The organism is Streptomyces sp. 3MP-14 (assembly GCF_006334905.2).
Taxonomy (GTDB): domain Bacteria; phylum Actinomycetota; class Actinomycetes; order Streptomycetales; family Streptomycetaceae; genus Streptomyces; species Streptomyces triticirhizae.
Genome location: NZ_VDLZ02000014.1, coordinates 20,031 through 33,187, shown reverse-complemented (window position 1 = coordinate 33,187; position 13,157 = coordinate 20,031). Strand labels below are relative to the sequence as shown.

10 protein-coding genes are annotated in these 13,157 nt (G+C 72.6%); 4 read left to right on the top strand and 6 right to left on the bottom strand.

Annotation, left to right across the window (positions count from 1 at the left end; translation table 11 throughout):
- Positions 1-29: 29 nt before the first annotated feature.
- From FH609_RS22175 to FH609_RS22165, 3 genes are all read right to left on the bottom strand, one after another.
- Positions 30-608 carry a hypothetical protein gene (locus tag FH609_RS22175; RefSeq protein WP_139670819.1) on the bottom strand — a complete coding sequence of 193 codons (579 nt, stop codon included), beginning with the start codon at positions 606-608 and terminating at the stop codon, positions 30-32.
- Positions 609-816: 208 nt separating this feature from the next.
- Positions 817-1,710, bottom strand: a complete 894-nt coding sequence (locus FH609_RS22170) for a tRNA (adenine-N1)-methyltransferase (RefSeq protein ID WP_122182585.1) — start codon at positions 1,708-1,710, stop codon at positions 817-819.
- A gap of 100 nt (positions 1,711-1,810) precedes the next feature.
- On the bottom strand, positions 1,811-3,106 hold the full coding sequence (locus FH609_RS22165; RefSeq protein WP_139670817.1) for a site-2 protease family protein: 1,296 nt from the start codon (positions 3,104-3,106) through the stop codon (positions 1,811-1,813).
- Positions 3,107-3,231: 125 nt separating this feature from the next.
- On the opposite strand from FH609_RS22165, the gene FH609_RS22160 reads away from it, so the two are divergent.
- Both FH609_RS22160 and FH609_RS22155 read left to right on the top strand, forming a co-directional pair.
- Entirely contained in the window at positions 3,232-4,266 is a 1,035-nt protein-coding gene (locus tag FH609_RS22160) for a RecB family exonuclease (protein ID WP_139670815.1), read from the top strand.
- 52 nt (positions 4,267-4,318) lie between these two features.
- Positions 4,319-4,987: a response regulator gene (locus FH609_RS22155; protein WP_139670813.1), complete on the top strand. Its 669-nt coding sequence runs from the start codon at positions 4,319-4,321 to the stop codon at positions 4,985-4,987.
- Between the two features lie 32 nt (positions 4,988-5,019).
- Here FH609_RS22155 and FH609_RS22150 read toward each other — a convergent pair whose 3' ends face one another.
- From FH609_RS22150 to metH, 3 genes are all read right to left on the bottom strand, one after another.
- Positions 5,020-6,567 (bottom strand): ABC transporter substrate-binding protein, encoded by a 1,548-nt coding sequence (locus FH609_RS22150; protein ID WP_139671122.1) that lies wholly within the window; start codon positions 6,565-6,567, stop codon positions 5,020-5,022.
- A 142-nt stretch (positions 6,568-6,709) separates the two neighbouring features.
- Positions 6,710-7,462, bottom strand: coding sequence for an HAD family hydrolase (locus tag FH609_RS22145; RefSeq protein WP_139670811.1), 753 nt, complete (start codon positions 7,460-7,462; stop codon positions 6,710-6,712).
- A gap of 204 nt (positions 7,463-7,666) precedes the next feature.
- Complete coding sequence (gene metH, locus FH609_RS22140; protein ID WP_139670809.1) at positions 7,667-11,179, bottom strand: methionine synthase; 3,513 nt, start codon at positions 11,177-11,179, stop codon at positions 7,667-7,669.
- 221 nt (positions 11,180-11,400) lie between these two features.
- On the opposite strand from metH, the gene FH609_RS22135 reads away from it, so the two are divergent.
- Positions 11,401-12,165 (top strand): IclR family transcriptional regulator, encoded by a 765-nt coding sequence (locus FH609_RS22135; RefSeq protein WP_139670807.1) that lies wholly within the window; start codon positions 11,401-11,403, stop codon positions 12,163-12,165.
- Between the two features lie 149 nt (positions 12,166-12,314).
- The gene (locus FH609_RS22130; protein ID WP_139670805.1) at positions 12,315-13,130 is read left to right on the top strand and encodes an MIP/aquaporin family protein; all 816 of its coding nucleotides are present in this window, start codon (positions 12,315-12,317) and stop codon (positions 13,128-13,130) included.
- Positions 13,131-13,157 lie beyond the last annotated feature (27 nt).

Here is a 13,157-nt window from a genome sequence, read left to right as displayed (position 1 = left end):
CTCCGGCGGGGTCCCGCGCCGCGGCCGGCTCAGACGCTGTTGGGGGCCCGGTCGGCGATCAGTTCCAGCCGGCCGTCGCGCCACTCCCAGCGCACGTCGCGCTGGAGGTCGGGGCAGCAGCGGCGGACGTCGGGCGAGGAGTAGCCGACCAGCCGGGCGGAGAAGCCGGCACCCTCGGTGGCCAGCCGGTCCACGGTCATCTGCTCTCCCGGGTCGACCAGGGTGGCGGTGACCTCGGGCGCGGCGTCCGTTCCCGCGGCGTGGGTGAGCAGGTACATGCCGTTGGGCGGGGAGCCTGAGCCGGCGTCGCAGCGGACCACGGCGACGGTCTCGCCCTGGCCGTCGGCGTCGAGGTCCACCTCGGCCTGGTCGGTGACCAGCACGTCGAACGGGCCGCAGTCCAGCGGGTATTCGGCGACGGTGGCGTCGGGTCCGGCCGTGGCGACCGCGCCGCCCGAGGTGGCACCGGCGCCGGTCGGCTGGACGAAGGCGGCGACCCCGGTCACGGCGGCCACGCCGACGGCGGTGACCAGCCAGTGCCGGGGGCGGGCGTGGGTGTGCGGAAGACCGTCGGTCGTGGCGCCCTGGGGCGCTGCCGATTGCTGCACGCGGGGTCTCCTGGGGGCGGGAGGGGGCGTCGGCTGAGGCTCGCCGGCAGACCGGCATGGTGCCATATCTCACATCGGCCGGGAACGGCGGGGTACCCCTCGTCCCACGCCCCTCACCGTTCCCACCCGTTCCTTCGCGTCCCACCCGCGTCCGCGTCAACCCTGTGCCGCCCGGCGGGAGTTCGGTGTGGAGATCGAGCGTGGAGGTTCAGCCGGTGGCCGAGCCGGGCCCGGTGTAGTCCGAGCCGTAGGCGCCCGGGGCCGGGCGGCGGCGGCGCAGCGGCGGGGTGACCCCGTCGGCGAGCCGGCGGGCGGTGAGCAGAAAGCCGGTGTGGCCGATCATCCGGTGGTCGGGGCGGACCGCGAGGCCCTCGACGTGCCAGGTGCGGACCATCGTCTCCCAGGCGGTCGGCTCGTTGAAGCTGCCGTGCTCCCTGATCGTCTCGACGGTGCGCGCGAGTTGGGTGGTGGTGGCGACGTAGGCGCACACGATGCCGCCGGGCACCAGGGCCTTGGCGACCGGGTCCAGGCACTCCCAGGGCGCGAGCATGTCGAGGATGACGCGGTCCACCTCGGTGTCGGAGAGGTGGTCCTGGAGGTCCCCGACGGTCAACTCCCAGGCGGGGTGGGGCGTTCCGAAGTACCGGGTGACATTCTCCCGGGCGATCTCGGCGAAGTCGGCGCGGCGCTCGTAGGAGTGCAGCATCCCCTGGTCGCCGATGGCCCGCAGCAGGAACGTGGAGAGCGACCCCGAGCCGACGCCGGCCTCGACGACGCGGGCGCCGGGGAAGATGTCGGCCATCGCCAGGATCTGCCCCGCGTCCTTGGGGTAGACCACGGCGGCCCCACGGGGCATGGACAGGACGTAGTCGGGGAGCAGTGGGCGCAGCGCCAGATAGGCGACGTTTCCCGTGGTGCGGACCACGGTCCCCTCGGGGGCGCCGATCAGCTCGTCGTGCGGGAAGGCTCCCTTGTGGGTGTGGAAGCTCTTGCCCGCCTCAAGCGTGAACGTGTAGTGGCGTCCCTTGGGGTCGGTCAGCTGTACCTGGTCCCCGACCTCGAAGGGCCCGCGACGGCGGGCGGCACCGGTCGGTTCGGACATGGCGGCCAGCCTAGACCAGGCGTGCTGCCGGGCCGTAATCGAGGCCGGTCGGCGGTCGATGCGGGCGGGTGGGCGTTGGCCGGTCAGCCGGGGGCGCGCGTCAGCCGGCGGGGCGGGGCGCGGCGGCCGGGCGGCGGCGTTCCATGGCCAGCAGGGCCTTGTCGACGTCGCGGTAGGACAGCACGCCGTACACCTCGCCGTTCTCCTCGACGACCAGGTACTCGCTGGCCGGGGTGGCGTCGAGGTGGTCCAGCAGCGGTTCGCCGGTGAGGTCGGCCGGCACCCGCATCCCGTCGGTCAACTCCTCGGCCAGGGCGATCACCGGCACCCAGGGCCTGCGGTCGTCGGGGACGCCGGCGATGCCCGCCTCCCGCACCAGGGCGAGCGGGGCGCCGTCGTCGTCGACCACGATGAGGGCCTGGGCGCCGACCTCGTTGGCGCGGCGCAGCCCCTCGGCGAGGGAGGTCTCGCCGGGCACGGGGATGGCACGGCGGGTCAGCGCGCGGGCGGTGAGCGAGGGGAGTTGGGCGTTGCGCCTGGCCTGGCTCAGGCCGCGCCCGGCGGCCAGCCAGATGATCGCGGCCAGCACGGCGGCGAGCAGCGCGTCGAGCAGCGGTTGCAGCCCGCCGAACGCGCCGCGGTCGCCGGCGGCCAGCTGGGTCGCGGTGGGGAACCCGACGAGCACGACCAGCGCCAGCGCCCGTCCGGTCCAGGCGGTGACGACGGTGCCGCGCAGCACGTCGCCGGTGCGCCACCAGATGACGGCGCGCAGCATCCGGCCGCCGTCCAAGGGCAGTCCCGGCAGCAGGTTGAAGACGGCGACGATCAGGTTGGAGATCATCAGCGCTGCGACCAGCACGCCGGGCACGGTGCCGGGTTCGACGGCGAGCATGGCGAGGGCGAACACGCCGGCCAGGACGAGGGAGAGCAACGGCCCCGAGCCGACGACCACCAGGTCCCTGCGGGGCGTGGTGGACCGGTCGTCGATCTCCGAGGCACCGCCGATGAACTGGATCAACACCCGGTGCACGGGCAGGCCGAGGCGGAGGGCGGCGTAGGTGTGGGCCAACTCGTGGACCAGCACGGAGCCGTAGAAGGCGACGGCGAAGAAGAGGGCCACCAGGTAGCGTTCCTGGCCCAGTTCGGGCAGCGCGCGGTCGAGTTGGTGGCCGAGGAGCAGGGTGATCAGGGCGGCGACCAGGAACCAGCTGGGAGTCACATAGATGGGCACGTCCCGGACGCGGCCCACCAGGAGGGCGCCGCGCGGGCGGCGCGGGTCCCGGGTGTCCGGGGCGTCCCGGTGCTCCGGGCTCTCCGGGTCCGCCAGGTTCCGCGCGTTCTCCGGATCTTCCGGGTTCTCCGGGTCGGGTGACCGGTCGGTCGTGGTCTCTGCCACCTGATCCCCTCGTCGCCTCGCGGCCTCGCGCCTCGCCTCCGGGACGCGGTCCGATGGTCCCGCACCGTGAGCGTGGAGTCGATGGTATGGGCTGAGTGTCAGTGACGCGCCGTAGGGTACGCCGCATGACTCGCTCCGCCGCCGCGCCACCGCGCTCCCTCTCCCCCTCCCGGGCCGCCGACTTCCAACAGTGCCCGCTGCTCTACCGGTTCCGCGTCATCGACCGGCTGCCCGAGGAGCCGAACGAGGCGGCCACCAGGGGCACGGTGGTGCACGCGGTGCTGGAGCGGGTCTTCGACGCGCCGGCGGCCGAGCGGAGCGTGCCGGGGGCGCGGGCGCTGGTCGCGCCGGAGTGGCGCCGACTGCTGGAGCGGCGGCCGGAGTTGGCGCGGCTGTTCCGGGCGGGCGGGGTGGCGGCGGCCGAGGAGGACGCCGCCGCTGCCGGGGCCGAGGACGGGGCCGCCGGGGCCGCCGCAGCTGACGGGGCGTCGGCGGGCGCGGACGCGGCGGGCGAGCCGGAGCCGGAGCCGGAGCTGGACGAGGAGCGGCTGGCGGCGTTCCTGGCGGAGGCCGAGCGGCTGGTGGAGCGGTGGTTCACGCTGGAGGACCCGACGCGACTCGAGCCGGCGGAGCGGGAGTTGTGGGTCGAGACCACGCTGGAGTCCGGGCTGCGGCTGCGCGGGGTGATCGACCGGGTGGACGTGGCGCCCGGCGGGGACATCAGGATCGTCGACTACAAGACGGGCAAGGCGCCGCCGGCGGAGTTCGCGGCCGGGGCGCTCTTCCAGATGAAGTTCTACGCGCTGGTGCTGTGGCGGCTGCGGGGAGTGGTGCCGCGCCGGCTCCAGTTGGTGTATCTGGGCAGCGGCGAGGTGCTGACCTACGACCCGGAGGAGGCGGATCTGCGGGGCGTGGAGCGGAAGGTGCTCGCGCTGTGGGAGGCGATCCAGCGGGCCACGGAGTCGGGCGACTGGCGGCCCAGGCGCGGGCGGCTGTGCGGCTGGTGCGACCACCAGGCGCGCTGCCCGGAGTTCGGGGGCACTCCCCCGCCGTACCCGTTGCACATCCAGACGGCGTTGCCGCTGCCGGCCCAGGCCGCCGGCGAGGCGGCGCCGGAGGACGCCCGGGCGACGGGGGCTGGGGCGGGTGGGCCAGAATGATCGTGCCCGGCCGCACCGATGTGACCGACCTCCCCGACCGAAGGGCGCTTCGATGCCGATCCGCGTTCTGCTGGTGGACGACCAGCCCCTGCTGCGCACCGGTTTCCGGATGATCCTGGAGGCCGAGCCGGACCTGGCCGTGGTGGGCGAGGCGGGCGACGGCCTCCAGGCGTTGGAGCAGGTGCGGACGCTCCAGCCCGATGTGGTGCTGATGGACATCCGGATGCCCAGGATGGACGGGGTCGAGGCGACGCGGCAGATCACCGGGCCCGCGAAGGACGGGCCGGTGAAGGTGCTGGTGCTGACCACCTTCGACCTGGACGAGTACGTGGTGGAGGCGCTGCGCGCCGGGGCCAGCGGCTTCCTGTTGAAGGACGCGCCGGCCGCCGAGCTGGTGCAGGCGATCCGGGTGGTCGCGAACGGCGAGGCGATGCTGGCGCCCAGCGTCACCCGCCGGCTGCTGGATATGTACGCGGCCAAGCTGCCCTCCGGCGAGGAGCCCGTTCCCGACGCGCTGGGCACCCTCACCGAGCGGGAGGTGGAGGTGCTCAAGCTGGTGGCCCGTGGCCTGTCCAACGCGGAGATCGCCGCCGACCTCTTCGTCAGCGAGACCACGGTGAAGACCCATGTGGGCCATGTGCTCACCAAGTTGGAGCTGCGGGACCGGGTGCAGGCGGCGGTCTTCGCCTACGAGAGCGGGCTGGTCCGGCCCGGCAGCTGAGCGCGGCCGGGACGGACCCCGAAGACGGGCGCTCAGACCTCGGCCATCTCCAGCTCCCAGAAGCGGAAGACCGTGGAGGGGTCGAGCGTCCACTGGAGGCCGTTGATGTTCTCGTCGGCGACCGCGTACTGCCGGCCCTGCCAGATCGGGATCATCGGGACCTCCTCGGCCACGATGTCCTGGAGGGCACTGAAGTCGTCGGCGGAGTCGGCCCGGTCGGCCTCCCTGCGCGTCGCGGGCAGCAGTTCCTCGGTGATCCGCTCCGAGACGTAGCCGTTGGCGAGGACGTTGTCCGGGCCGAAGAACGGGTCGGTGAAGTTCTCCGGGTCGGGGAAGTCCGGCACCCAGCCACGGACGAACGCCCCGTACTCGCCGTCGGCGACGCCCTGGGCGAACTCGTCGGCGTCCGCGCTGCGCACGCTGGCCTCGAAGAGCCCGCTCGCGTTGAGCTGGGCGGCCAGGTGCTCGAACGCGGCGACGGTGTCCGGGCCGAAGCGGACCGGGGTGGCCCACAGGGTCAGCTCGACGGGCTCGGTGATGCCGGCCTCGCGGAGGGTCTCCTCGGCGGCCGAGCGGTCGCCGGTGCCGCCGTAGCGGTCGAAGAACGCGGTGTTGTGGCCGGTGATGCCGGCCGGCACGACCGAGTAGAGCGGCTCGGCGGTGCGCTGGTAGACGTCGCGCACCAGCGCCTCGCGGTCGATGAGCTGGGCGACCGCGCGGCGGACGGCCGGGTCGCCGGTGACCGGGTCGTCGAGGTTGAAGACGAGGTACTGGGCCTCGGCGCTGGTGCCGTCGACGACCTTCAACTCGCCGTCGCCGCTGCGGTCGGCGGTGTGCAGCGTGGCGATGTCCTCGGCGGCGAGCCCCCGGTAGGCCACGTCCACCTCGCCGCCGCGCACGGCGTCGTCGAGGGCCTGCTGGTCGCCGTGGTAGAGCCGCATGGTGATGCCGGAGTTCTTGACCTCGGCGGGCCCCTGGTAGTCCGGGTTGACCTCGAAGACGGCCTCGTCCTCGCCGTAGCCGGCCAGCGTGTACACGCCGGAGCCGTCGGCCTCGCCGTCGGTCCGCAGCGCGTCGGCCGGGTACTCGCGGTGGTCGACGATGGACCCGGCGCCGGAGGCGATCTTCTGCGGGAAGGTGGCGTCCGGCTCGCTGAGGTGGAAGGTGACCGTCCGGTCGTCCGGCGTCTCGATCTGGTCGATCGTGGCGAGCATCACGGCCGGCCCGTCGGGGTCGTCGATGCGCAGCGTCCTGTCGAAGGAGAACTTGACGTCCTTCGAGGTGAGCGCGTTGCCGTTGCTGAACGTCAGCCCGTCTCTCAGCGTGCAGGTGTAGCGCTGGCTGGCCCGGTCGGTGAAGCCGCACTCCTCGGCGGCCTCCGGCTGGGGCTCGGTGCCGCCGGGCGGGAAGCTGAGCAGCGACTGGAAGACGTTGTTGAAGACCAGCCAGGAGCCGGGGTCGTAGCCGGAGGCCGGGTCGACGGCGAGCACCTCGTCCGTCATGCCCAGGGTGATGCGCTCGCCCTGGCCGGCCCCCTCTTCTTCGGTCAGTCCACAGCCGGCCAGCAGGGCCACGGCCATCGAGAGGGCGATGAGTGTGGGGTACGCCCTCCCCAAGCGGGTCTTCACGTGGTCGGTCCTTCGGTCGCGAGCCTGTCTCGACGAGCCCAACCGACCTTAGCGGGCGCAGCTCTCCCGCAACACGGGACCGGCGTGAGATGGATCACGGACGGGTTTCGGCCATCCCGCCGCCGGCCGGGTCGGGCGCCGGCCTGGCCGGCGGGCCGGTGACCAGGCCCCGTAGAAAGGCCAGGTCGACGGCCTCCAGGGAGTCGACGACGGTCCGCCCGGCGGCCGGCGGGATCGCCGCGACGGAGGGAACGGCGAGCACCCGGCAGCCGGCGGCCTCGGCGGAGGCGACGCCGGTCGCGGTGTCCTCGATGGCCACGCAGTGCGCCGGCTCGGCGCCGAGCCGCAGCGCGGCGGTGAGGTAGGGGTCGGGGTGCGGCTTGGTCCTGGCCAGCTCGTCGCCGGCGACGGTGGTGGCGAAGAACTCCGCGCCCAGGGAGCGCAGCGTCCGGTCGATGACCTCGCGGTGCGAGGCGGAGACCAGGGCGGTGGGCACCCGGTGGGCGGCCAGCTCGGTCAGCAGGCGGCGAGCGCCCGGCATCAGGGGCACGCCCTGGTCGAGGCGGCGCAGGAAGGCCGCGTTGAGCAGGTCGCGCACCTCGTCGAGGGTGATGTCGGCGCCGGTGACCTCGATCAGGTAGCCGGCGGAGCGGGTCATCGGGCCGCCGACGACCACCTCGCGGTGCTCCTCGGCCAGCACGTGGCCCAGGGCGCCGAAGACCTCGACCTCGGCGTCCCACCAGAAGTCCTCGGTGTCCACGAGGGTGCCGTCCATGTCGAGCAGCACCGCGCGCGGCACGGAACCGACGGGTCGTGGGGTGTCCAGGGCAGGAGTGGAACTCGTCATCCGCACGCCTCCGTAGCGGCCGCAGGGAGCGAACCGGCCGGTCGCCCCCGGGGGCGACCGGCCAGCACCGGACCGATCAGTCTACGTCGGACGTGGGAACCGTTCCGAGCCGAACGGCTGACCTCACCCGGTCGGGGCAGTGAAGTGCCGTTGAACGCGCCCGGGTGCCCGGCGTGCGGTAGGCGTGCGGCCCCGGGCCCCCGGTCACCTGGCGTTGAAGTAGTTGGCCTCCGGGTGGTGGACGACGATGGCGTCGGTGGACTGCTCCGGGTCGAGCTGGAACTCCTCGGAGAGGGTCACCCCGATCCGCTCGGAGTCCAGCAGCTCGGCGATCTTGGCGCGATCCTCCAGGTCCGGGCAGGCGGGGTAGCCGAGCGAGTAGCGGCAGCCCTGGTACTCGGTGCGGAACATGCCGGACAGCTCGGTGGGGTCGGCCTGGGCGATGCCCAGCTCGGACCTGACCCTGGAGTGCCAGTACTCGGCCAGCGCCTCGGCCAACTGCACGGACAGGCCGTGGAGTTCGAGGTAGTCGCGGTAGGCGTCGGCGGCGAACAGCTCGGCGGTCGCCTCGCTGACCTTCGGGCCGATGGTGACGGTCTGGAGCGCGACCACGTCGGTCTCGCCGCTCTCCGCCGGGCGGAAGAAGTCGGCCAGGCACAGCCGCCGCCCCCGGCGCTGCCGGGGGAAGGTGAAGCGGGTCCGCTCGGCGCCCTCCTCGTCGAGGATCACCAGGTCGTCGCCCTCGGCGCGGCAGGGGAAGTAGCCGTAGACGACGGCGGCCTGGAGGAGGTTGTCGGTGTGCAGCCGGTCCAGCCAGCCGCGCAGCCGGGGCCGGCCCTCGGTCTCCACCAGCTCGGCGTAGTCGGGCCCGTCGTCGCCCCTGGCGGCCTTCAGGCCCCACTGGCCCTTGAAGAGGGCGTCCTCGTCGAGCCACTCCGCGTACTCCTTGAGCGGGATGCCCTTGACGACGCGGGTGCCGAGGAACGGCGGGGTCGGCAGCGGCACGTCGGTCGCGGTGGCGGAACGGGCGGGGGCCTCGTCGGTCGGCTCGGCGACGGCGGGGGTGTCGCGGCGGGCGACGCGGCGCGGCTTCAGCGCGGGCAGGGTGGCACCGGGCACGCCGCGCTTGACGGCGACGAGCGCGTCCATCAGCCGCAGCCCCTCGAAGGCGTCCCTGGCGTAGCGGACCTCGCCCTCGTAGATCTCGTGGAGGTCCTGCTCCACATAGGCGCGGGTGAGGGCGGCGCCGCCCAGGATGACGGGGTAGCCGGAGGCGAGGCCGCGCCGGTTCAGCTCCTCCAGGTTCTCCTTCATGATCACGGTGGACTTCACCAGCAGCCCGGACATGCCGATCACGTCGGCCTTGTGCTCCTCGGCGGCGTCCAGGATGGCCGAAACCGGCTGCTTGATGCCGAGGTTGACCACGTTGTAGCCGTTGTTGGTCAGGATGATGTCGACGAGGTTCTTGCCGATGTCGTGGACGTCGCCGCGCACGGTGGCCAGCACGATGGTGCCCTTGCCCTCGTCGTCCGACTTCTCCATGTGCGGCTCCAGGTGGGCCACCGCGTTCTTCATCACCTCGGCGGACTGGAGCACGAACGGCAGCTGCATCTGCCCCGAGCCGAAGAGTTCGCCGACGACCTTCATGCCCTCCAGCAGTGTGTCGTTGACGATCTCCAGGGCCGGCCGTTCGGTCAGGGCCTCGTCGAGGTCGGCCTCCAGGCCGTTGCGCTCGCCGTCGATGATCCGGCGGCGGAGCCGTTCCTCCAGCGGGAGGGCGGCCAGTTCCTCGGCCTTGCCGGCCTTGATGGTCTTGGTGTCCACGCCCTCGAAGAGGGTCAGGAACTCCTGGAGCGGGTCGTAGCCCTCGCGCCTGCGGTCGAAGATCAGGTCCCGGGCGACCTGGACGTGCTCCTCGTCGATGCGGGCGATCGGCAGGATCTTGGCGGCGTGCACGATCGCGGAGTCGAGGCCGGCCTTGACGCACTCGTCGAGGAAGACGGAGTTGAGGACGAGGCGGGCGGCCGGGTTGAGGCCGAAGCTGATGTTGGACAGGCCGAGCGTGGTCCCGACGTCGGGGTGGCGGCGCTTCAACTGCCGAATGGCCTCGATGGTGTTGACGCCGTCCTTGCGGGACTCCTCCTGCCCGGTGCAGATGGTGAACGTCAGGAAGTCGATCAGGATGTCGGACGGCTGGAAGCCCCAGTTGCCGGTGAGGTCGGCGATCAGCCGCTCGGCGATGGCGAGTTTGTGCTCCGGGGTGCGGGCCTGCCCCTCCTCGTCGATGGTGAGGGCCATCAGCGCGGCGCCGTGCTCGGCGGCCAGCCGGGCGACGCGGGCGAACCGGGAGTCGGGGCCGTCGCCGTCCTCGTAGTTGACCGAGTTGATCACCGCGCGCCCGCCGAGATGCTCCAACCCGGCCTCCAGCACGGCCGGTTCGGTGGAGTCCAGCACGATGGGCAGGGTGGAGGCGGTGGCCAGCCGGCTGGCGACCTCGCTCATGTCGGCGGCGCCGTCCCGGCCCACGTAGTCCACGCACAGGTCCAACAGGTGGGCGCCCTCGCGGATCTGCTCGCGCGCCAGCTCCACGCAGTCGTCCCAGCGGCCCTCCAGCATGGCCGTCCGGAACTTCTTGGAGCCGTTGGCGTTGGTGCGCTCGCCGATCGCGAGGTAGGCCGTGTCCTGACGGAACGGCACGCTCTGGTAGAGCGAGGAGGCGCCGGGCTCGGGCTGCGGATCGCGGGCGGGCGGCGTGACGCCGCGCACCCGCTCCACCACCTGGCGCAGGTGCTCGGGCGTGGTGCCGCAACAGCCGCCGACCAGGGAGAGGCCGAACTCGGCCACGAACTCCTCGTGCGCGTCGGCCAGTTGCTCGGGGGTCAGCGGGTAGTGGGCGCCGTCCTTGCCGAGCACGGGCAGGCCGGCGTTGGGCATACAGGACAGCGGCAGCCGGCTGTGCCGGGCCAGATGGCGCAGGTGCTCGCTCATCTCGGCGGGGCCGGTGGCGCAGTTGAGGCCGATCATGTCGATGCCCAGCGGCTCAAGGGCGGTGAGCGCGGCGCCGATCTCGGAGCCGAGCAGCATGGTCCCGGTGGTCTCGACGGTCACCTGCACCAGCAGCGGCAGGTCGGCGCCGAGCGCGGCGAGCGCGCGGCGGGCGCCCAGGGTGGCGGCCTTGGTCTGGAGCAGGTCCTGGCTGGTCTCGACGAGCAGCGCGTCGGCGCCGCCGGCGATCAGGCCCTCGGCGTTCTGCTGGTAGGCGTCGCGCAGCGGCCGGTAGCTGGTGTGGCCGAGGGTGGGCAGCTTGGTGCCGGGGCCCATGGAGCCCAGCACCCAGCGGACGCGGCCGTCCTCGGCGGCGAACGCGTCGGCCACCTCGCGGGCCACCCGGGCGCCGGCCTCGGACAGCTCGTGGACCCGCTCGGGGATGTCGTACTCGCCGAGGGCGGCGAGGTTGGCGCCGAAGGTGTTGGTCTCCACGCAGTCGATGCCGGCGGCCAGGTACTCGCGGTGGACGTTGGCCACGATGTCGGGGCGGGTGACGTTGAGGACCTCGTTGCACCCCTCCAACTGCTGGAAGTCCTCCAGCGAGGGGTCCTGCGCCTGGAGCATGGTGCCCATGCCCCCGTCGGCGACCACGACGCGGCTGGCGAGGGCGTCTCGCAGGGCCTGGGCGCGCTGCGCCTGGCTGGTGGTGGGCAGGCTGGCAAGGGCCATGGGCTTCTCTCCCAGAGTGCGACGGCTGTCGGCTATGCGCCTCCGCTCACGGTGACGCACCCCAGCAGCCTAACCGGGTGGCCGCGCCAGAGAGCGGAACTTTCCGGGAATCGGTCCGCCGTAAACTCATTCCTGGCCTGGGGGTATCGACATCCCCCACTGGAGTTCGACAATGTCGAACGCAAGATGTTTCGCGAGGCGGGACGCAGGGAGGCGGCCTCATGGCTCGGACCATCCAGTCACTGGAACGCGCGGCCGCGGTGCTGCGCCTGCTCGCCGGCGGCGAGCGGCGGCTGGGTCTGTCCGACATCGCCTCGGCCATAGGGCTGGCCAAGGCAACCACACACGGGCTGCTGCGCACGCTCCAGCAGGAGGGCTTCGTCGAGCAGGACAAGATCTCGGGGAAGTACCAGCTGGGCGCCGAGCTGCTGCGCCTGGGCAACAGCTACCTGGACGTCCACGAGCTGCGCGCCAGGGCGCTGGTGTGGACGGACGACCTGGCCAGGTCCAGCGGCGAGAGCACCTATCTGGGCGTGCTCCACCAGCGTGGGGTGCTGATCGTCCACCATGTCTTCCGGCCCGACGACAGCCGGCAGGTGCTGGAGGTCGGCGCGATGCAGCCGCTGCACAGCACGGCGCTGGGGAAGGTGCTGGCGGCGTTCGACCCGGTGGCGCACAACGAGGTGATGGACTCGGACTTCGCCGGGATCACCCCGTTGACGGTCACGGACCCGGCCGCCTTCGACCGGGAGTTGGCGACGGTGCGGGCACGCGGCTGGGCGAGTGACGTCGGGGAGACCTGGGACGGCGTCGCCTCGGTCGCCGCGCCGATCGTGGACCGTCGCCGGATGCCGGTGGGCGCGGTGGGCATCACGGGCGCCGTGGAGCGGGTGCTCGACGGCGAGGCGCCCCGGCCCCGGCTGGTGGCGGCGGTGCGGGACTGCGCCCGGGCCGTGTCGCGGGACCTCGGAGCCGGACGCTTCTAGGACAATCCAGACACCGGAGAGGTATCTGGCGCTTACCCACTTGACGGAGCCCTCCCCGGGGAGAACACTGCCGTTCGTTGGTCGATAATGTCGAACACTGGACGGATGTCGGCCAGGAATCCCCTGGACGAAGGACAAAGGAGTCACGGGTGTCCAGCTCCGATATCTTCTTCGGCGAGGTGCTCGGCACCGCCGTACTGATCGTGCTCGGTGGTGGCGTCGTCGCCGGCACCGTTCTCAAGAAGTCGAAAGCGTTCGAGGCCGGTTGGGTCGTCGTGACCCTGGGCTGGGGTATGGCGGTGCTCACCGGCGCCTACGCCTCCACCCAGCTCTCCGGCGCCCACATCAACCCGGCGGTGACCCTGGGCATCGCCATCGACACCGGCGAGTGGAGCGACGTCCCCACCTATGTCGCCGGGCAGATCCTGGGCGCGATGCTCGGCGCCGTGCTGGTCTGGCTCGCCTACTACGGCCACTTCCAGGCGCATCTGCTGGACCGCGAGGAGGTCAGCGGCTCGGCCACGCCGGGCGTGCGCGCCTTCGACGAGAGCGCCGAACGGAAGGCCGAGCGGCGCGCGACCCAGCCCGGCGAGCCGGGCCCGGTGCTGGGCGTCTTCGCCACCGCGCCGGAGATCCGCAACACCGTGCAGAACCTGGCCACCGAGATCATCGCGACGGCCGTGCTGGTGATCGGCGTGCTGACCATCGGCGTCAACGACGACCTGGCGCTCTCCGGAACGGGTCCGCTGATGGTGGCCCTGATCGTGCTCGGGATCGGCCTCTCGCTCGGTGGGCCGACGGGCTATGCGATCAACCCGGCCCGTGACCTCGGGCCCCGCATCGTCCACGCGCTCCTCCCCCTGCCCAACAAGGGCGGCTCCGACTGGGGCTACTCCTGGATTCCCGTCGTCGGACCGCTGATCGGCGCCACGATCGCGGCCGTCGTCTTCAATCTCCTCTTCTGACCGTTCCACCGGGCGCACCGCGACCGG